20 protein-coding genes are annotated in these 20207 nt (G+C 65.2%); 17 read left to right on the top strand and 3 right to left on the bottom strand.

All coding sequences use genetic code 11. The annotated features are described in order from the left end of the window. Positions 1-84: 84 nt before the first annotated feature. Complete coding sequence (locus RAD16_RS09300; protein ID WP_458157576.1) at positions 85-1707, bottom strand: helicase HerA-like domain-containing protein; 1623 nt, start codon at positions 1705-1707, stop codon at positions 85-87. Positions 1708-2057: 350 nt separating this feature from the next. Here RAD16_RS09300 and RAD16_RS09295 point away from each other — a divergent pair, with 350 nt between their 5' ends. The 10 genes from RAD16_RS09295 (at position 2058) to RAD16_RS09250 (ending at position 11139) form a co-directional block, all read left to right on the top strand. Further along, positions 2058-2423 (top strand): DUF2267 domain-containing protein, encoded by a 366-nt coding sequence (locus RAD16_RS09295; RefSeq protein ID WP_458157575.1) that lies wholly within the window; start codon positions 2058-2060, stop codon positions 2421-2423. A 27-nt stretch (positions 2424-2450) separates the two neighbouring features. Next, a complete protein-coding gene (locus tag RAD16_RS09290) occupies positions 2451-2858 on the top strand; it encodes a DUF4332 domain-containing protein (protein ID WP_458157574.1) in 408 nt (135 codons plus the stop codon). 340 nt (positions 2859-3198) lie between these two features. Beyond that, the gene (folP, locus tag RAD16_RS09285) at positions 3199-4059 is read left to right on the top strand and encodes a dihydropteroate synthase (RefSeq protein ID WP_458157573.1); all 861 of its coding nucleotides are present in this window, start codon (positions 3199-3201) and stop codon (positions 4057-4059) included. Next, on the top strand, positions 4056-4424 hold the full coding sequence (gene folB, locus RAD16_RS09280) for a dihydroneopterin aldolase (RefSeq protein ID WP_063690939.1): 369 nt from the start codon (positions 4056-4058) through the stop codon (positions 4422-4424). Before folP ends, folB begins: the two co-directional genes overlap by 4 nt. A 1-nt stretch (position 4425) precedes the next feature. Then, positions 4426-4917 carry a 2-amino-4-hydroxy-6-hydroxymethyldihydropteridine diphosphokinase gene (folK, locus tag RAD16_RS09275; protein ID WP_458157572.1) on the top strand — a complete coding sequence of 164 codons (492 nt, stop codon included), beginning with the start codon at positions 4426-4428 and terminating at the stop codon, positions 4915-4917. Positions 4918-4998: 81 nt separating this feature from the next. Then, complete coding sequence (locus RAD16_RS09270) at positions 4999-6870, top strand: methylmalonyl-CoA mutase family protein (RefSeq protein WP_458157571.1); 1872 nt, start codon at positions 4999-5001, stop codon at positions 6868-6870. Then, entirely contained in the window at positions 6867-7331 is a 465-nt protein-coding gene (locus RAD16_RS09265) for a GFA family protein (protein ID WP_458157570.1), read from the top strand. Before RAD16_RS09270 ends, RAD16_RS09265 begins: the two co-directional genes overlap by 4 nt. Positions 7332-7339: 8 nt before the next feature. Beyond that, positions 7340-7696: a hypothetical protein gene (locus tag RAD16_RS09260; protein ID WP_458157569.1), complete on the top strand. Its 357-nt coding sequence runs from the start codon at positions 7340-7342 to the stop codon at positions 7694-7696. A gap of 306 nt (positions 7697-8002) precedes the next feature. Further along, positions 8003-10159 (top strand): methylmalonyl-CoA mutase, encoded by a 2157-nt coding sequence (gene scpA, locus RAD16_RS09255; RefSeq protein WP_458157568.1) that lies wholly within the window; start codon positions 8003-8005, stop codon positions 10157-10159. 218 nt (positions 10160-10377) lie between these two features. Next, positions 10378-11139, top strand: a complete 762-nt coding sequence (locus RAD16_RS09250) for an RsiV family protein (RefSeq protein WP_458157796.1) — start codon at positions 10378-10380, stop codon at positions 11137-11139. Positions 11140-11145: 6 nt separating this feature from the next. Here RAD16_RS09250 and RAD16_RS09245 read toward each other — a convergent pair whose 3' ends face one another. Beyond that, positions 11146-11619 carry an SRPBCC family protein gene (locus RAD16_RS09245; protein ID WP_458157567.1) on the bottom strand — a complete coding sequence of 158 codons (474 nt, stop codon included), beginning with the start codon at positions 11617-11619 and terminating at the stop codon, positions 11146-11148. A 219-nt stretch (positions 11620-11838) separates the two neighbouring features. Here RAD16_RS09245 and RAD16_RS09240 point away from each other — a divergent pair, with 219 nt between their 5' ends. From RAD16_RS09240 to meaB, 4 genes are all read left to right on the top strand, one after another. Then, positions 11839-12831: a tripartite tricarboxylate transporter substrate binding protein gene (locus tag RAD16_RS09240; RefSeq protein ID WP_458157566.1), complete on the top strand. Its 993-nt coding sequence runs from the start codon at positions 11839-11841 to the stop codon at positions 12829-12831. A gap of 229 nt (positions 12832-13060) precedes the next feature. Continuing rightward, positions 13061-13555: a tripartite tricarboxylate transporter TctB family protein gene (locus RAD16_RS09235; RefSeq protein ID WP_458157565.1), complete on the top strand. Its 495-nt coding sequence runs from the start codon at positions 13061-13063 to the stop codon at positions 13553-13555. A 4-nt stretch (positions 13556-13559) separates the two neighbouring features. After that, a complete protein-coding gene (locus RAD16_RS09230; RefSeq protein WP_458157564.1) occupies positions 13560-15071 on the top strand; it encodes a tripartite tricarboxylate transporter permease in 1512 nt (503 codons plus the stop codon). Between the two features lie 51 nt (positions 15072-15122). Continuing rightward, positions 15123-16112, top strand: a complete 990-nt coding sequence (gene meaB, locus RAD16_RS09225) for a methylmalonyl Co-A mutase-associated GTPase MeaB (RefSeq protein ID WP_458157563.1) — start codon at positions 15123-15125, stop codon at positions 16110-16112. A gap of 174 nt (positions 16113-16286) precedes the next feature. Here the strand turns inward: meaB and RAD16_RS09220 are convergent, their stop codons facing one another. Further along, positions 16287-17189 carry a haloalkane dehalogenase gene (locus RAD16_RS09220; RefSeq protein WP_458157562.1) on the bottom strand — a complete coding sequence of 301 codons (903 nt, stop codon included), beginning with the start codon at positions 17187-17189 and terminating at the stop codon, positions 16287-16289. Positions 17190-17278: 89 nt separating this feature from the next. On the opposite strand from RAD16_RS09220, the gene RAD16_RS09215 reads away from it, so the two are divergent. The 3 genes from RAD16_RS09215 (at position 17279) to RAD16_RS09205 (ending at position 20194) form a co-directional block, all read left to right on the top strand. Beyond that, complete coding sequence (locus RAD16_RS09215) at positions 17279-17884, top strand: CGNR zinc finger domain-containing protein (RefSeq protein WP_458157561.1); 606 nt, start codon at positions 17279-17281, stop codon at positions 17882-17884. A gap of 82 nt (positions 17885-17966) precedes the next feature. Further along, positions 17967-18623 carry a pyroglutamyl-peptidase I family protein gene (locus RAD16_RS09210; RefSeq protein WP_458157560.1) on the top strand — a complete coding sequence of 219 codons (657 nt, stop codon included), beginning with the start codon at positions 17967-17969 and terminating at the stop codon, positions 18621-18623. 200 nt (positions 18624-18823) lie between these two features. Next, positions 18824-20194 (top strand): TIGR03808 family TAT-translocated repetitive protein, encoded by a 1371-nt coding sequence (locus tag RAD16_RS09205; protein ID WP_458157559.1) that lies wholly within the window; start codon positions 18824-18826, stop codon positions 20192-20194. The last annotated feature ends 13 nt before the right edge of the window (positions 20195-20207 follow it).

Below are 20207 nucleotides of genomic sequence, written 5' to 3'. Positions count from 1 at the left end.
AGACCGGGGGAGGCTTGAGAGCCCCCTCACCTGAAATTCTGTGGCGGTAACGGGCCTTTTCTGCCCCAAACCGGGCTTCTCTGCCTACCGACGCAGCAATCCGCCGAGCGCGCCGCGGACCAGCGTGCGGCCGATCGAGCCGCCGAGCTGGCCGCCGACCGACTTGCCGATATTGGCGGCCATTCCGCCGATCACCTGGTTGGTGACCGATCGCGTCACATCGCGTGCGATGACCTGGCCGGTCGACAGGCGGCCGCGCTTGACATTGGTGCCGAAGATGGTGCCGACGATCGAGCCGATCTGGCCGAGGATGCCGCCACCACCACCCGCCGCGCCTGCATCGGCCGTCGCGGCCGTGCCGGAAATGCGCTTCTGGATCATCTCGTAGGCGGACTCTGCGTCGACCGCGGTGTCATATTTGCCCTTCACCGGGCTCGCATCCATGATGGCCTTGCGCTCTTCCGGCGTGATCGGTCCGATACGGGCCGACGGCGGCCGGATCATGACCCGCTCGACCATTGCCGGCGTGCCGTTGCCTTCGAGGAAGGACACCAGCGCCTCGCCCTTGCCGAGCTCCATGATCACCTTGGCGGTATCGAGCTTCGGGTTGGGGCGGAAGGTCTGGGCTGCGGCCGCGACCGCCTTCTGGTCGCGCGGGGTAAAGGCGCGCAGCGCGTGCTGCACCCGGTTGCCGAGCTGACCGAGCACGCGATCCGGCACGTCGATCGGGTTTTGCGTCACGAAGTAGACGCCAACGCCCTTGGAGCGGATCAGGCGCACCACCTGCTCGATCTTGTCCATCAGCGCCTTCGGCGCGTCGTTGAACAGCAGATGCGCCTCGTCGAAGAAGAACACCAGCTTTGGCTTCGGCAGATCGCCCGCTTCGGGCAATTCCTCGAACAGCTCTGACAGCATCCACAGCAGGAATGTCGCGTAAAGCCGTGGACTCTGCAGCAGCTTGTCGGCAACAAGAATGTTGACCATGCCGCGGCCGTCGCGGTCGGTCTTCATGAAATCCTTCAGCGTCAGCGCCGGCTCGCCGAAGAATTTGGTGGCGCCCTGGTTCTCCAGCACCAGGAGCTGGCGCTGGATGGTGCCGACGGTGGCCTTGGTGACGTTGCCGAACCCTTGCGCCGCCTTCTTGATGTCGGCGAGCGGACTTTCCTCGGCGTCCGCGCCCTTCTTGCCGGCATCCGGCACGATGGCATCGAGCAGTGCGCGCAGATCCTTCATATCGATGAGGGTGAGGCCGGCGTCGTCGGCGACGCGGAAGGCGACGTTGAGCACGCCTTCCTGCACGTCGTTCAGATCAAGCATGCGCGCCAGCAGCAGCGGCCCCATCTCGGTGACGGTCGCCCGCACCGGATGGCCCTGCTCGCCGAAAACATCCCAGAACACCGTCGAGAACTGGTCCGGCTGGAATTTCAGCCCCATCTCGGCCGCGCGCTTGACGATGAAGTCCTTGGCCTCGCCGACCTCGGAGATGCCGGAGAGGTCGCCCTTGATGTCGGCCGCGAAGACCGGGACACCGGCGCGCGCAAAACCTTCCGCCATGACTTGCAGGGTCACCGTCTTGCCGGTTCCGGTTGCACCGGTGACGAGACCATGGCGATTGGCGAGCGCCAGCGTCAGCCATGCCTGCTCGTCTCCCTTGCCGACGAAGATCTTGTCGTCGGTGTCGCCGAGCTTGCTGTCCTGTGCGGTCATTATTCTCTCTGATCTCTCTGCCGGGTTTCGCGTATTGAAACTCAAATGCACCAGTTCCGTAGTTTAACGCATGTCGCGCGTCGATTAAAACCGTTCAACGCGGCCTCGGCATGCGACATTGTCGGAAACATCCGGACTTGCATCCGCCGAAAGTAGGAACGTTGCGTTCGCACCGCGGCAATTTTCTGCCGATTCCATCTCCGCTCTTGCATCGCTGCAACACTTTTTGCGCGTTCGAGAGTGAATCGGAACGTTGGCCGCGTTCATCGCTTGTATTTCACATCACACCGGCTCAAGATCATTTTCGAAAACAATACTCCGGCATGTGAACCGGCTGAGGGGCAGGCCATATGGACGAGCTGATCGGAAGGCTGGCGGCGAACGCCAGCATAGATAGTGCTGTCGCCGAAAAGACCGTCGGCATTATCCTGGGCTTCCTTCGCAACGAGGGTCCCTCCGAGAGCGTCCAGGCTCTGATCGATCAGATTCCCGGCGCAGAAGCAGCCATCGAGGCATCCAAAAGCGGCGGCGGACTGTCGCGGCTGATGGGCGGCGGCCTGATGGCGGTCGGCACGCGCCTGATGGGCCTGGGCCTCGGCATGTCCGACATTCAGACGATTGCCCGTGAACTTTTCCGCTTCGGCCGAGACAAAATCGGAGCGGATCAGATGGGCAAGATCATTGCGGGGACTCCAGGCCTCAGCCAGTTCGCCTGAGGCCTTTCGTATTTCATATCGAGTATCATGACATATCCGATCTCCGAGATTGAGGGCCTGTCGGCCTTTGCCGCCAACAAGTTGAAGGCGCAGGGAATCCGCACGACCGACGCGTTGCTCGAAGCGGCCTCGACCGTGAAGGGCCGCAAGGCGCTGTCCGCCAAGACCGGCATCAGCGAGCAGCAGCTGCTGGAATGGGCCAACGTTTCCGACTACATGCGCATTCCCGGCATGGGCCGCGCCAAGGTCGGCCTCGTCCGCGCCGCCGGCGTCACCACCGTGCGCGAGCTCGCCTATCGGAATCCGGCAAGGCTCGCCCAGAGCATGCGGGACGCCAACGAGAAGAAGAAGCTGCTGCGCATCCTTCCGTCCGAGAAGTCGGTCGGCGACATCATCGCCAAGGCCAAGAAGCTGCCGCCGAAGATTACGTATTAGCTCGCTCACTCACCCCGTCATCCTGAGGTGCTCTCCACGGGACGCAACGCGTCCCGTGGAGAGCCTCGAAGGATGCACGGCCACTCTGCGAGAGCCGGGCCGTCGCCCTTCGAGGGCCGCTGAAGAAGCGGCCACCTCAGGGTGACGGTGATAGAGCAACGTATGTGGCCTCGATCTCAGTCCGTAGCCCGGATGGAGCGCAGCGTAATCCGGGGCCAGACCGTCCGCATCGCAAGGCGGCCCGCGTGGCACGAAACCCGGATTTCGCTGCGCTCCATCCGGGCTACGAAGGCCATGTCCCGGCTTGACTCGCCCTCCCCGACCGCGCAAAGCGGGCGCCATGAATGCCTCGCCCTCCCCATCCGTCCCGCCGGCCGGCTCGGCCGGGCCAGATGCGCTGCGGACGCTGCTGGAACGACCGATCCCGGCGGTGATGGGCGTGCTCAACGTCACCCCGGACTCTTTTTCCGACGGCGGCCAGTTCATCGCGCCCGAGCAGGCGCTGAAACGAGCGCGGGCGATGATCGAGGCGGGGGTCGACATCATCGACATCGGCGCCGAATCCACCCGCCCCTACACCGGCGCGAAGGCCGTCACGGCCGAGGACGAGCTCGCCCGGCTGAAGCCGGTGCTGGCAGGCGTCGTCGCGCTTGGCGTGCCGGTGTCGATCGACAGCATGAAGGCGGAGGTGGTGGCCTTCGCGCTCGACCAGGGTGCGGCGATCGCCAACGACGTCTGGGGCCTTCAGCGCGACGCCGATATGGCACCGCTGATCGCCGCGAAAGGCGTCCCCGTCATCGTCATGCACAACCGCGACAGCGTCGATCCCGCCATCGACATCGTCGTGGACATGAAGGCGTTCTTCCTCCGCTCGATCGATATCGCCGCGAAGGCCGGCATCGCGCGCGACAAGATCGTGCTCGATCCTGGCATCGGTTTCGGCAAGACGGCCGAGCAGAGCATGACCGCGCTGGCCCGGCTCGACGAGCTCGACGTATTCGGCCTGCCGATCCTGGTTGGTGCCTCGCGAAAACGCTTCATCGCCTCGGTGTCGCCGTCGGAGCCATCAGGGCGGCTCGCCGGCTCGATCGCCGCGCATCTGATCGCCGTGCAGAAGGGCGCCAGGATCATCCGCACCCACGACGTCGCCGAGACCTTGCAGGCCCTGCGGGTCGCCAACGCAATCGAGAGCAAGCAATGACCGATACGATTTTCGTGACCGGCCTGTCGATCCACGCCCGCCACGGCGTGATGGATCACGAAACCGAAGTCGGCCAGCGCTTTGTCATCGACCTGGAGCTCTATACCGATCTGTCGGAGCCCGCGCGCAGCGACCGGCTCGCCGATACGGTGTCTTACGCCGAGGTCGTGGCGACCACGACGGCGGCGTTCAAGAACACCAATTACAAGCTGCTGGAGCGCGCGGCCGGCGCGGTCGCCGATGCCATCCTGTCGCACTTCCCGCGCATCCGCGCGGTCAAGATCACCGTACACAAGCCGCATGCGCCGATCGCCGCGATCTTCGACGACGTCGGCATCATGCTGACGCGCTCGCGGCATCCCTGACATGGCGAGCGTGCTGATCGCACTCGGCGGCAATGTCGGCGATGTCCGCGCGACATTCCGCAAGGCGATCGCCCATATTTGCGGCATGGCGCAAGCGGCGGTGATCGCGCGCTCCTCGGACTATGCGACGCCGCCCTGGGGCGACGAGGATCAGGATCCCTTCATCAATGCCTGCGTCGAGATCGAGACCGACCTCGATCCGCACGCGCTGCTGTTCGTGATGCAGAAGGTCGAGCAGAAATTCGGCCGCACGCGGGACAAGGAGCGGCGCTGGGGTCCGCGCACGCTCGATCTCGACATGATCGCCTATGACAATGTGTCATTGCAGAAGCCGGACCTGACCCTGCCGCATCCGCGCCTGTTCGAGCGCGCTTTCGTGCTGGTGCCGCTGGCGGAAATCGCGCCGGATCGCGTCATTGCAGGCATTCGTGTGCGTGACGGGCTTGCCAGCGTCTCGACGCAAGGCATTGAGCGGCTTCCGGATACCGGTTAACCAAAAACAACCGTTTGCAGGGACGGTCCGCCGTGGCAATTTCGCCTGCGAATAACAAGCCGCTTGGGAGCCCTTGGCCGTATGACCTCCGTGACTGACGATCTGCCGCTGGCGGCCGATTTTCCCAAGGCGAGCGTCGAAGACTGGCGCAAGCTGGTCGATGGCGTGCTGAAGGGCGCGCCGTTCGAGAAGCTGGTCGGCAAGACCTATGACGGCATCAAGATCGACCCGCTCTATCCGCGCGCCAAAGGCGTTGCGCCGGTGGTGGGGCGGGCCGCTTCCGCGCCGTGGCAGATCGTGCAGCGGATCGACCATCCCGATGCCGCCGTGGCGAATGCGCAGGCGCTGACGGATCTCGAAAACGGCGCGACGGGACTTGCGCTGGTGTTCGCCGGCGCCAATGGCGCCCGCGGTTTCGGCCTGGAACCCTCGGCGGAGGCGGTCGCAAAGGTTCTCAAAGACATTCATCTCGACGCCGGCATCGGCATCGAACTCGAGATTGGTCCGCAATCGCGGATGGCCGCGATCCATGTCGCGGAATATGTCAAGAGCAGCGGCCTCGATCCCGCCGCGTGCAGCATCCGCTTCGGCCTCGATCCACTCGCGGCCGGCGCGGTCTGGGGCCACAGCCCTTATACCTGGGACGAGATCGTTCCCGCCGTCACCGGCGCGATCAAGGGCCTCGCCGGGCTCGGCTTCAAGGGACCGTTCGCGTCCGCCGATGGACGCGTGATCCACGATGCCGGCGGCTCGGAGGTGCAGGAGCTTGCCTTCGTGCTCGCCTGCGGCGTCGCCTATCTCCGTGCGATCGAAGGCGCCGGCATTCCGCTGGAGCAGGCACAGGGCATGGTCTATGCGCGGCTCTCTGCGGATGCCGACCAGTTCCTGACCATGGCCAAATTCCGCGCGCTGCGGCTTTTGTGGGCGCGCATCGAGACGGCTTGCGGGCTATCGCCACAGCCGCTGTTCATCGCCGCCGATACAGCCTGGCGCATGCTGACCCAGCGCGATCCTTACGTGAACATGCTGCGCGCGACCATCGCGACATTCGCGGCCGGCCTTGCCGGCGCCAACGCGATCACCTTACTGCCGCATACGCTGGCGCTCGGCCTGCCCGATCCGTTCGCGCGACGCGTGGCGCGCAACACGCAGCTTCTGCTTCTGGAAGAAAGCAACCTCGCCAAGGTCAGCGATCCCGCAGCGGGTGCCGGCGGCATCGAGACGCTAACCGCACAGCTTTGCGACGCCGCCTGGGCGCTGTTCCAGGAGAGCGAGAAAGCCGGCGGCGCCTTTGCCGCGCTCCAGCAGGGCCTGTTCCAGAGCAAGGTCGCGGCCGCGCGAAAGGCGCGCGATGCCAATATCGCAAAGCGCCGCGACGTGCTGACCGGCGCCAGCGAGTTTCCGAACCTGCACGAGAGCGAGACGGCGGTGCTGAAGGCGACGCCGGTCGTGCTCGCACCCTACGGCGAGCAGAAATACAAATTCGATCCGCTGCCGCCGATCCGGCTGGCGGAACCGTTCGAGGCGCTGCGCGACAAATCCGATGCGGCGCAGAAGGCGCGCGGCGCGCGGCCCAAAGTGTTCCTGGCCAATCTCGGCACGCCCGCCGATTTCACGGCGCGCGCGACCTTTGCGAAGAGCTTCTTCGAGGCCGGCGGCATTCAGGCCGTCGACAGCGAGGGCTTTGCCGATCCGGCCAAGCTGGCGGCTGCGTTCAAGGCCTCCGGCGCGGAGCTTGCCTGCCTTTGTTCCAGCGACAAGGTCTATGCGGAACACGCCGAAGCCGCGGCGAAGGCCCTGCAAAGCGCGGGCGGCCGACATATCTATCTGGCAGGCCGCCCCGCGGAAGCCGAGGCAGCCCTGCGGGCCGCCGGCGTCACGGGCTTCGTCTTCGCCGGTGGCGACGCGCTTGCGACGCTACAGGACGCCTATCTTCGGATGGAGCAGGCATGACTGAAACGGGCAAACCAGTCTTCACCGGCGGCTGTCAATGCGGCGCGGTGCGCTTCGCCGTCACGGCCACGCCGAACCGGATTTCGATCTGCCACTGCCGGATGTGCCAGAAGGCGAGCGGCGCGCCGTTTGCCTCCTTTGCCGACATCAACCGGACCGATTTTGCCTGGACCAAGGGCGAGCCGTCGTTCTTCCGCTCCTCGACGATCGCCGATCGCGGCTATTGCGCCGCCTGCGGCACGCCGCTGAGCTTCGGCCGCATCGACGGCGACCGGATCGAGATCATGACCGGCGCGTTCGACCGGCCCGACCAGCTGGTGCCGACACGGCAGTACGGAACTGAATCCCGCCTCGGCTGGGTGGTCGGCATCTCCAATCTGCCGAGCCAGACCACGACACAGAATTACGGGCCGGAGAAGATGGCGACCATCGTCAGCCATCAGCATCCGGACCATGATTGAGGCGATCCATGCGGCTCGGCATTAATCTGCGCGGCGACCTCGCCAAGCTCGACGATACCGAGATCGCCGCGCGCCATGAGGAATTGATCACGCGAAAGGAAGCCGAGCTGCGGGCATTACCGTCACGTTCCAGGACCAAGCTGGGCCTGCGCCTAGACAGCCTGCTGCTTGCGCGGGGACCGTTTCATGCGCGGATTTTCTACCGGCTGCAGTGGTTCCTCTTCGCGCTGTTTAACGCCGTGAAGTTGCAGGACCTGACGTTGCCGTCGAGCTATAACAGCTATCTCTTGGAATGCGAGTTGAAGGACGTGCGCGACGAGATCAAGCGTCGGATCGCGGCCCGCAAGGCCGTGGCGGCGGCGTGAGCAGGACCATGCAGGAAGAAATTACCGCTCTCGAGGCTGAACGCGATCGGTTGCTTTGCGTGGTTGCCTATCATCGCGGTCCGGCTCACTCAGGGCGCGCGAACAAGACGAAGCCATGGTCCGTATTTGGCTTTGAGTTTACACTTTCGGATCTAGTTGGAGCTTTTATTGCACCGACGTTTGCCGGCCGGCCCGCTGGAGAGCCTCAAGTGCTTCAGCGCCTTGCAGAATGTGAGGCCCGGATCGCAAAATTGAAAGCAACCAGCCCGTGATCGGACTAAACGACAGGTTTGAGGAATTCAAGGAATGACACGCATTCCCAATTTCGCCGATGTCGCCTTCGAGCGCAGCGCCGCCGCAGGCCTCACCGGCAGCGCCGAGCCTTGGCTGACGCCCGAGGGCATCCTGGTGAAGCCCGCCTATGGCGAGGCCGACCTTGCCGGGCTCGACTTCCTCGAGACTTATCCGGGCATCGCGCCGTACCTGCGCGGCCCCTACCCGACCATGTATGTCAACCAGCCCTGGACTATCAGGCAATATGCCGGCTTCTCCACGGCGGAAGACTCCAACGCGTTCTACCGCCGCAACCTCGCGGCCGGACAGAAGGGCCTCTCGGTCGCCTTCGATCTCGCCACCCACCGCGGCTATGACTCGGACCATCCGCGCGTCGGCGGCGACGTCGGCATGGCCGGTGTGGCCATCGATTCCATCTACGACATGCGCACGCTGTTTGCAGGGATTCCCCTCGACCAGATGAGCGTGTCCATGACCATGAACGGCGCGGTGCTGCCGATCCTCGCGCTCTATGTCGCCGCCGCGGGCGAACAGGGCGTGGCGCCGGAAAAGCTGTCGGGCACCATTCAGAACGACATTCTGAAAGAGTTCATGGTGCGCAACACCTATATCTATCCGCCCGCGCCTTCGATGCGGATCATCTCGGACATCTTCGCCTATACCTCGCAGAAGATGCCGAAATACAATTCGATCTCGATCTCCGGCTATCACATGCAGGAGGCCGGCGCGACGCAGGACCTCGAGCTTGCCTATACGCTTGCCGACGGCGTCGAATATCTGCGCGCCGGTCTTGCCGCGGGCCTCGACGTCGACCGCTTCGCGCCGCGCCTGTCGTTCTTCTGGGCGATCGGCATGAACTTCTTCATGGAGGTCGCCAAGCTGCGCGCCGCGCGGCTGCTCTGGGCGAAGCTCTTGAAGCCGTTCAATCCTAGGGATCCGCGCTCGCTGTCGCTGCGCACGCACAGCCAGACCTCCGGCTGGTCGCTGACCGCGCAGGACGTCTTCAACAACGTGATGCGCACGACGGTCGAGGCGATGGCGGCGACGCAAGGCCACACCCAGTCGCTGCACACCAACGCGCTCGACGAAGCACTGGCGCTGCCGACCGATTTCTCGGCGCGCATCGCCCGCAATACCCAGCTGTTCCTGCAGCAGGAGAGCGGCACCACCCGCATCATCGATCCCTGGGGCGGCTCGTATTATGTCGAGCGGCTCACGCGCGACCTCGCGGCCAAGGCGTGGAGCCATATCCAGGAGGTCGAGGAGCTCGGCGGCATGGCCAAGGCGATCGAGGCCGGCGTGCCCAAGCTGCGCATCGAGGAAGCCTCGGCCAAGACCCAGGCCCGCATCGATGCCGGCAAGCAGGCGGTGATCGGCGTCAACAAGTACAAGCCGAGCGACGAGGCCCCGATCGACATCCTCAAGGTCGACAACACCAATGTCCGGCGGCTGCAGATCGACAAGCTGACGCGGCTGAAATCCGAGCGCAATCAGAAGGACGTCGATGCCGCGCTTGCCGCGCTGACGCGTTCGGCCGGTGAAGGCAACGGCAATCTGCTCGCGCTCGCGATCGACGCCGCGCGCGCGAAGGCGACCGTTGGCGAAATCTCTGACGCAATGGAGAAAGTGTTCGGCCGGCACCGCGCCGAGATCAAATCCATCACCGGCGTCTACAAGCGGGAGGCGTCCAGCATGGGCAACCAGGTCGAGAAGGTTCAAACGCTGATCGACGCGTTCGAGGAGGCGGAAGGCCGCCGCCCGCGCATCCTGGTCGCAAAAATCGGCCAGGACGGCCACGACCGCGGCCAGAAAGTGATCGCGTCTGCGTTTGCCGATATCGGCTTCGACGTCGACATCGGGCCGCTGTTCGCGACCGCCGACGAGGCCGCCCGCCAGGCCGTCGAGAACGACGTCCACATCCTCGGCGTCTCCTCGCTCGCCGCCGCTCATCTCACCGCGGTGCCGGAGCTGAAGGCCGCGCTGAAGAAGCAGGGCCGCGAGGACATCATGATCATCGTCGGCGGCGTGGTGCCCCCGCAAGATTACGACGCGCTCTACGCGGCCGGCGCCGAAGCGATCTTCCCGCCCGGCACTGTCATCGCGGATGCGGCCGAGGAGCTGATCCGCAAGCTGAACGCCCGGCTCGGGCATAGCGAGGCGGCGGAGTAATTCCGCCGCCGTTCGACCTCCAGACATCAAACCAGCAGGCGTGCTGGCGCGACTGATCTTCACAACCCGGTGTTCGCGCACCGCGTTGTGCGCCGGTTCATCTTGCGATCACTACGCTCGAGCGCATCGGTGCCGGCCGGCCAGAAAAACAGACATTCATGGATTTTGAAGTGACAGATCATCGTGCGCGCGTGGGGCTGCTCCCCCGCACCATCGCCATGCTTTCGACCATCGCTGCGATCGCGCTGGCCTCCCCCTCCCTCGCCGCCGACCCCAAGCCCGACGCGACCGTCAAGAACAAGAGCATCGACGCCCGGATCTTCCTCGACGACAAGATCAAGGGCGACGCAGCGCTTGCGGAGGACTGCCTCGCCGAAGGCAAGAAGTGGCTCGACAAGAACGCGGCCGAGGCTGCAGCCTCGCGCAAGGAGGACCCGCAGTTCTTCAAGAACGGCGGCTGGGACTTCGAGCGCAAATTTACGATCCGCTCCGTCGTCGCCGACCGCTATGTCAGCGTTCTCCGCAACGACTACATGGACACCCATGGCGCCCATCCCAATTCGGACGTGAACACGATCCTGTGGGACAAGACCGAAGGCAAGCGCATCTCGATCCGTCCGTTCTTCACGGAGACCGCTGACAAGGGGCCGACCATGAAGGCGATGGTGAAAGCCATCGTCGCCTCGCTGAAGGTCGAGAAGAAGAAGCGCGATACCAGCGAGACCGCGACCGACGAATGGTTCAAGAGCGTCGAGCCGAGCCTGCTCAAGATCGGCGCCGTGACGTTCGCTCCGTCAACCGAGGCAGGCAAGAGCTCCGGGCTCACCTTCCATTATCCGCCCTACGCGGTCGGCCCCTACGCCGAAGGCGAATATGTCGCATTCGTGCCGTGGGAGATGCTGAAGCCTTACCTCACGGCAGAGGGCACGCGCATCTTCGGCGGCGCGCGGCCGAAGGGCGATGAAGACAGCGGACAGTGAGCACCGCTAGCCGGACCGTGCGCGCGCCAGCGTCCGTGCCAGCGAATCTGTCCAATCCGGGATCCATGAGCCGAACAACGCCTTCCAGCGATCGGCGTCGGCCGGCTCGGTGTCGAGCGCGACCGACCACTCGATGAGCGTGCGGTTGCCTTCGACGATCGGACGCAGATGCATGGTGCCCTGATAGCGCGTCGGCGACGGCATCTCGCTTGAGCCGTCCTGCGGATACGGCAATGCTTCGAGACCGGCATACGTCAAGGTGTGCTGCCGGTCCGAATGATCGACCAGTCGCTGACGGATCCAGTTGCCGAGATAGCAGAAGCGCCTGACGGCGCCGACTTCGTCGCCTGGTTTGCCGTCCTCGATCACGCTCTCACTCACGCCGTCGATATAGGCGGGGTAATTGTTGAAGTCGCGGATCAGCGACCAGACAGTGTTCAGCGGATGGTCCAGCACGGCGCTGTAATAGGCTTGGGTCATCGGGAGTTGTCCCTGGTTTCGGTGATGCGCCCATTGATCGCGATCCGCGCGACCAAAACCCACCCGATTTCCGACTGCTCAAGCGGTGAGCATTTGCGGGTTTCGCACAACACATCGGGCTGGCTGGTAGCGCTACCTTGCAGCCGACTCGCAAAGCTGACTAGAATGCCGCCATCGACAAGAGCGCCCGGGTGTCACGGGCGCCGCTGGGAGGTATTGATGTCCAGGATTTCGCGCCGCACTTTTGCGGCTTCTTCCGCTGCGTTTGCCGCATCCGCCGCATTCGGCCTCACGCCCGCACGCGCACAGGCCTATCCGGCTCGGCCGGTCACCGTGATCGTGCCCTGGGGCGCCGGTGGCGGCACCGACGCCACTGCGCGCATTGTCGCAGCCCTGCTGGAAAAGGATCTCGGCCAGCCCTTCAACGTGGTCAACCGCACCGGCGGCTCCGGCGTGGTCGGCCACAGCGCGATCGCGACGGCCCAACCCGATGGCTACACCATCGGCATGCTGACGGTCGAAATCTCGATGATGCACTGGCAGGGCCTGACCGAGCTGACCCCACGGAGCTACACGCCGCTTGCGCTGATGAACGAGGATCCGCCGGGCATCCAGGTCTCCTCCTCCTCGCCTTACAAGACGGTGAAAGAGCTCGCGGAGGCAATCAAGGCGGCGCCTCCCGGCAAGTTCAAGGCCTCCGGCACCGGCCAGGGCGGCATCTGGCACCTCGCGCTGGTCGGCTGGATGCAGGCGATGGGCCTGCCGGCCAACCAGGTCGCCTGGGTGCCGTCGAACGGCGCGGCGCCCGCGATGCAGGATCTCGCCGCCGGCGGCCTCGACCTCACCACCTGCTCGGTGCCGGAAGCGCGCGCCATCATCGAAGCCGGCAAGGCCAGGAGCCTTGCCATCATGGCGCCGGCGCGCAACCCGATCTTCAAGGACGTGCCGACACTGAAGGAGGCGATGGGCATCGACTACGCGACCGGTGCCTGGCGCGGCATCGGCGCGCCGAAGAACCTGCCGCCGGAGATCGCGACCAGGCTCACCGCGGCGCTGAAGAAGGTCTACGACTCCGCCGAGTTCAAGGACTTCATGGGCAATCGCGGCTTCGGCACGGTGTGGGGCGATGCTGCCCACTTCGCCGGCTTCATGGACAAGGGCGACGCCCAGATGGGCGAAGCGATGAAGGCCGCCGGTTTGAGTAAGGCGTGATCTTCTGCAGCTCCCACGCGAGACGATGGTTGGTTGAAGTGTCCGGTCCGCACGCTCAGTTCACCTCGCCCCGCTTGCGGGGAGAGGTCGGAATTCAAGCACAGCTTGAATTCCGGGTGAGGGGGACTCTCCGCGAATCCAACTCTCACCTCCCTCGCGGAGAGCCCCCCTCACCCCGACCCTCTCCGCAAGCGGGGCGAGGGAGAGCACTTCTCATAGGACTCCTCCCATGCGTCTTCCCGACTCCGTCACGGGATCGTTTCTCGTCGTGCTCGGCGCGGCCGCCGCCTATGGCGGCTACATCCTGCCGCCGGTGCCGGGGCAGCCGGTCGGCCCCAACGTGTTTCCGCTGGTGATCGGCACGGGCCTTGCGCTGTGCGGGCTCGCGATCGTGTTCGGCATCGGCCATTCCTTCGAGGAAGAGGAAGAGCTGGTCCCGCTCGAGGATGGCCAGGCGGTCGCTGCCCCACCGCCGCAGGGCAAGCTCTACGGCTTGCGCGCACTGCTGCCGCCGGCGCTGCTGCTGTTCTACGTCTTCGCCGCCGACCGGCTCGGCTTCATCATCACCGCGGCGATCATGGTCTACGTCACCTCGACCGCGCTTGGCGCAAAGTGGAGGCTGGCGCTGCCGCTCGCCGCGCTGTCGCCCTTCGCCATCCACCTCATCTTCGGCAAGCTGCTGCGCGTGCCGCTGCCCGCCGGCCTCCTGCCGACGCCCTGGTAATCCCATGCTGAAAACCCTGCTCGAAGCCCTCGCGCTGATCTCCACCTGGGAGGTCATCATCGCGATGTTCGCGGCCTCCGTGTACGGCCTCGTGATCGGCTCGCTACCGGGCCTGTCGGCGACGATGGCGACCGCCCTGCTCGTTCCCGTGACCTTCTACCTGTCGCCGATCGCGGCGATTGCGACCATCGTGGCGGCGTCCTCGATGGCGATCTTCTCCGGCGACATTCCCGGCGCGCTGCTGCGGATTCCCGGCACGCCCGCCTCCGCGGCCTATGCGGACGAGGCCTATGCCATGACGCGCAAGGGCCAGGCCGAGCTCGCACTCGGCGCCGGCGTCTGGTTCTCCGCCGTCGGCGGCATTGCCGGCGTGCTGTCGCTGATGATCTTGGCGCCGCCGCTCGCCGAGATCGCGCTGTCGTTCTCGACCTTCGAATATTTCTGGCTGGCGCTGCTCGGCCTGATGTGTGCGACGCTGGTGGCGCGCTCCTCGCCGGTGAAGGCGATCGCCGGCATGTTCCTCGGCTTGCTGGTCTCCTGCATCGGCATCGAGAATCCCGGCGGCGTGCCGCGCTTCACATTTGGCATTACGGATCTGTTCGGCGGCATCGAGCCAATCCCGGCGCTGGTCGGTGTGTTCGCGGTGGCGCAGGTGATGCGCGCGATGCTGACGCCGGAACCGCCGCCGCTGCCCCGGCGCAAGTTCGGAAGCATCATGGCCGGCCAATGGCTGCTGACGAAGAAATACCATTGGCAGATGACGCGTGGAAACATCGTCGGCATCATCATCGGCGTGCTGCCCGGCGCCGGCGCCGACATGGCCGCCTGGGTCTCCTACGCGATGTCGAAACGCTTCTCCAAGGAGAAGGAAAAGTTCGGCACCGGCCATGTCGAGGGCCTGGTCGAGGCCGGCGCCAGCAACAATGCCAGCATCGCCTCGGGCTGGGTGCCCTCACTGCTGTTCGGCATCCCCGGCGACACCATCGCCGCGATCGCAATCGGCGTGCTCTACATGAAGGGCCTCAATCCCGGTCCGACGCTGTTCACCGAGAAGGCGTCGAGCATGTATGCGATCTATCTGATGTTCATCATCGCGAACATTCTGATGATCCCGCTCGGCATCGCCATGATCCGGGTCGCCGCCTACATCCTGCTGGCGCCGCGCTCCACCGTGATGCCGATCATCATGCTGTGCTGCGCGGTCGGCTCGTTCGCGATCGGCAACAACATGTTCGGCGTCGTCACCGTCGCCGCCTTCGGCGTGATCGGCTACGTCATGGAAGCCAACGGCTATCCCGTCGCCGCCATGGTGCTCGGCATCGTCATGGGCACCATGGTCGAGCAGGCTTTCGTGACCTCGCTGATCAAGTCCGACGGCAGCATCCTGCCGTTCTTCGAGCGTCCCGTCGCCGCCATCCTCGCCGCCATGGCGATCGGCGCACTGCTCTGGCCGGTGATGGTGTGGGTCTGGCGCAAGGTGAAACCGGCGCAGACGGCGGTGGCAACGACCCGGTGATATCGGGCGGGCGGCCCTCGCCTGCCCCGCCGGGCCGTTGTAAAGCAGGGCATGACTGAGAAGAAGCCCGCGCTTGACATCAAATCCCTCGCCCGCGACTTGCGCGCCGGCAGCCGTGCGGCGCTAGCGCGGGCGATCACGCTGGTGGAAAGCCGGCGCGGCGACCACCAGACGCTCGCGCGCGAGCTGGTGCAGATGCTGCTGCCCGACACCGGCAAGGCGTTTCGCGTCGGCATCACCGGCTCGCCCGGCGTCGGCAAGTCCACCACCATCGATGCGCTCGGGACCTATCTGATCGATCAGGACAACAAGGTCGCCGTGCTCGCGGTCGATCCGTCCTCGGCGCGCAGCGGCGGCTCGATCCTCGGTGACAAGACGCGGATGGCGCGGCTGTCGGCCTCCAACGATGCCTTCATCCGCCCCTCGCCTTCCTCGGGCACGCTCGGCGGCGTCGCCGCAAAAACGCGCGAGGCGATGCTGTTATGCGAGGCGGCCGGCTTCGACGTCGTGCTGGTCGAGACCGTCGGCATCGGCCAGTCCGAGACCGCAGTCTGCGACATGACCGACTTCTTTCTCGCCTTGATGCTGCCGGGCGGCGGCGACGAATTGCAGGGCATCAAGAAGGGCCTGGTCGAGCTCGCCGACATGATCGCGATCAACAAGGCAGACGGCGACAATCTCAAGCGCGCCAACATCACCGCCGCCGACTATCGCGGCGCGCTGCATATTCTCAGCCCCCGCTCCGAGCATTGGCATCCGCCCGTCATCACCTATTCGGCGATGGCCGGCACCGGCATCGCCGAGCTCTGGCAAAAAGTTCTGGATCACCGCAAGGCGATGAACGCATCCGGCGATTTCGCCGGCCGGCGGCGCGAGCAGCAGGTGAAGTGGATGTGGTCGATGCTGGAGCAGCGCATGCTGGCACGGCTGCGCAGCGAGGCATCGGTGCGCACGAAGGTGCGAAAGATCGAGACTGAAGTGGCCGACGGCCACCTCACGCCGGCACTTGCCGCCGAGGAGATCATGAAGCTCCTGCATTGAGGCCGCTTCACCTCTCCCCAGCGGGAAGAGGTGAAGCGAAGTCCGAGTTCGCGATCCAATGCAGTCTCGCGATTGCCTGGAGTCCCGTTCCGATGGAATCGGAACGGGGCTCCAGCTTCTTGTTTTGACGCGTTTTCTTGACGCGAACCGGTATCCACTTCGCTCGAAAACGCTCTAGCTGATCTGCCCGGCCAGCACCTTCGAGACAAAGCGCGCGGTCGCCTCGCCGACCTCCTGAGGTGCCTCTTCCTGCAGGAAGTGCGCCCCCTTCACCAGGACGGTCTCTTGATTGGGCCAGGCCCTGCAGAACTCGCGCTGTGCGCCGATCAGGAACCCCGCCGGCTCGGCATCGATGAACAGTTTCGGGATCCGGTTTTTCGACATCCAATCCGCATAGGCCTCGACGATCGCGACAACATCGGCAGGCTCGCCCTCAATCGGCAATTCGCGCGTCCAGGTCAGCATCGGCTGGCGGCTCGGACCGGGATTGCGGTAATAGCGGCGATAGACCTCCAGCGCGTCCGGTGCGATATGGCGCAGCGGCAGGAGATATTCGATGAACAGGTTCTTCTGCAGGATCAGGTCTTCGCCTTGCGGACTCCGTTGGCCCTGGAAGAAGGCGCGCGTCGCGTCGGGCCATTCGTCCCAGGAGCGGAACGGCCGGACGATGCCTTCCATGTAGACGATCGCCTTGATCCTCTCGGGGTGGCGATGGGCCCAGTGAAAGCCGAGCGCGGCGCCCCAGTCATGCACAACGAGGATGATGTTCTCGGTCAGGCCCAGCGCATCGAACCAGGCGTCGAGATAGCGCTGGTGGTCGACGAAGCGATAGGAACCGTTCGGCGCCGCACCCGAATTGCCCATGCCGACGAGATCGGGCGCAAGGCAGCGGCCATAGGGCAATAGATAGGGAATGATGTTCCGCCAGAGATAGGACGGCGTCGGAACACCGTGCAGGAACACGATGGGATCGCCCACGCCGACATCGACGTAGGCCATCTGGGTATCCAGCACCTCGATATATTTCCGGTAGGAGACTTCCTCGGTCGAGATCGGGGGATGGTTGACGTGCAACATGATGAAACTCCGTTCTCCGTCTTGCACACCAGTAAACGATCTATACTGGCTACTTGTTTCAACCGGTAAACAAGATTAAATGGTGTCCCATGTCCAGGGAATCGCGCAAGTTCCATGTGCCGGATGCGCTGGCGAATCTCTACGATTTCGCCAACACGCTGGATCTGCGGCACTTCACCCATCACGGCGTCCAGCATCAGCAGGTGGACGAGCTGCAAAATCCTCCCGCGCTCGGCGAGTGGATGCGCCAGCATGGGCTGATCGAACGTGCCGCCGCGCCATCGCAGAAGACCTTCGAGGCAGCCTTGCGGCTCCGCGCCGCGATCCGCAATTACCTCAAATGCGAGCCGGCAGAGCGCCATCGCAAACCAACCGTCACCGCCCCCCTCAACGCCGCGATCGAGCCGTTTGCATTGCGTGTCGCGGCCATCGGCAAGGATGGTTTTGCGCTCAGGCCGGTGACAAGCGATGTGCAAGCGAGCCTGTCGGCGATCGTCGCCGAATTGTACGACGCGGCCTCGGCCGGCACGCTCGAGCGGCTGAAGATGTGCGCTGCCGACGAGTGCCAACGTGTGTTTTTCGATCGCTCGAAGCCCGGCACGCGGCGCTGGTGCCAATCCACCTTGTGCGGCAACCGGGAAAAGACGCGGACCTACCGCGAGCGCCACCGGCACGATCCCCCATCAGAGATCTGACGACCCGCGAGCTTGGAAGACGGCCGGCCCCGGTGTTTACTGGATGCCAGCGCCCCCGACAGGATCGAGAGGACCACATCCATTGTCCGACAAGCTCCGCATTCTCCTCACCGGTTTCGGCCCCTTCCCCGGCGCCCCCCATAATCCGACGCAGCCGCTGGTGGCGCGGCTCGCGCAATTGCGCCGTCCGGCGCTCGACGATGTCGCGCTGTCGAGCCACATCTTCCCGGTCACCTATGCCGCGGTGGATCGGCAATTGCCCGAGGCGCTCGCGAAAGAGAAGCCGGATGCGCTCTTGATGTTCGGCCTCGCCGCGCGCACGCCTTACCTGCGCATCGAGACCCGCGCGCGCAACGCCGTCACCATGCTCTGGCCCGATGCCGCCAACACCCGCTCGAGCAAGCGCGGCATCGCCGGCCACGCGGACGCGATGACGTTCGGCCCGCACACGGCGCGGCTGCTGCGCGCCGCGCGCCTCACCGGCATCGACGCGCGCGCCTCGCGCGATGCCGGCGCCTATCTCTGCAACTATCTGAGCTGGCGCGCGATCGAGAACGTCAGGGCCGGCGCGCCGCAGCTGGCGGCGTTCATCCACATTCCACTGCTGGCGCGCAGCGGTGCCGTGCGGCGCAAGGGCGCGCCGCGGATCACGCTGGAGGAACTGGTGGATGCGGGGGAAGCGATGTTGATGGAGATGGTGGGTCTGGCCCGGAAAGGGCGAAACACTCAGGTTTCATAGGGTGGCAAAGGCGCACTTGCGCCGTGCCCACCATCTCGTTCCTATCTCCAGTCAGGTTCGTGGGCACGCTTCGCTTTGCCCACCCTACGGCACCTCGCTTTGCGTAAACATTTAACCCTACCGCGAACAATCCCCGCGAGCCCGGCCGCCTTGCGCTACCTAGTCCCGCGCGGACCGCCGCGTCCGCCGGAGGACGCGTCATGGACCTCAATCGCCGCCATCTCATCGGAGCTTCCACCGCTGGTATCGCGGGCGCACTCGCCATGCCGGCCGACGCCGCGCGCGCGGCGCCGCTGACGTCGCTGCTCGGCCGCGATGCCACGCAATATGGTGTGCGGCCCGGCAGCAGCGAGGACCAGACGCGTGCGCTCCAGCGCGCCATCGACGAAACCGCGCACACGCAGATGCCGGTGGCGCTGCCGCCGGGCGTGTATCGCACCGGATTGCTGCGGCTGCCGAACGGTGCGCAACTGATCGGCGTGCGCGGCGCGACCAAGCTCATCTTCACCGGCGGGGCCTCGGCGATCCAGAGCGACGGCTCGGATGCCATCGGCCTCACCGGCATCACCTTCGACGGCGGCGGCATTCCGCTGCCGACGCGGCGCGGACTGATCCATGTCCTCGGCGGACGCGACGTCCGCATCACCGATTGCGAGATCGAGAACTCCGGCGGCAGCGGCATCTGGCTCGAGCAGGTGTCCGGCGACATCGCCGGCAACATCCTCACCAACATCGCGGTGACGGCGGTGGTCTCGTTCGACGCCAGGGGGCTCAGCATCTCGCGCAACACCATCCTCGGCACCAACGACAACGGCATCGAGATCCTGCGCACCGCGATCGGCGACGACGGCACGCTGGTCAATGATAACCGCATCGAGGACGTCAAGGCCGGCCCCGGCGGCTCCGGCCAGTACGGCAACGCCATCAACGCCTTCCGCGCCGGCAACGTGACCGTGCGCGGCAACCGCATCAAGAACTGCGACTACTCGGCGGTGCGCGGCAATTCGGCCTCCAACATCCACATCTCAGGCAACAGCGTCAGCGATGTGCGCGAGGTCGCGCTCTATTCCGAATTCGCGTTCGAGGCCGCCGTGATCGCCAACAACACGGTGGACGGCGCCGCCGTCGGGGTCTCCGTCTGCAATTTCAACGAAGGCGGCCGCATCGCGGTGGTCCAGGGCAACATCATCCGCAATCTGATTCCGAAGCGGCCGATCGGCACCGCGCCGGATGATGACGCCGGTGTCGGTATCTACATCGAGGCGGACACATCGGTGACCGGCAACGTGATCGAGAATGCGCCCTCCTACGGCATCGTCGCCGGCTGGGGCAAATATCTGCGCGACGTCGCAATCACCGGCAATGTGATCCGCAAGGCACTCGCTGGCGTTGGCGTGTCCGTGGTGCCCGGCGCCGGTACCGCGCTCGTCAACAACAACATGATCTCGGAGACCCCGCGCGGCGCCGTGGTCGGGCTCGACCATGCGCGTGCGGTGACGTCGGACCTGTCGGCCGACGGCGCGCAGCGCTTTGCGCAGGTGGTGATCGGCGGGAATGCCGTGCGGCGGTAGGGCCGCCCCTCAC

It is taken from the genome of Bradyrhizobium sp. 18BD, assembly GCF_054185225.1.
The sequence above is the reverse complement of the archived record's forward strand: the minus strand, read 5'-3'. Positions and strand labels throughout refer to the sequence as shown.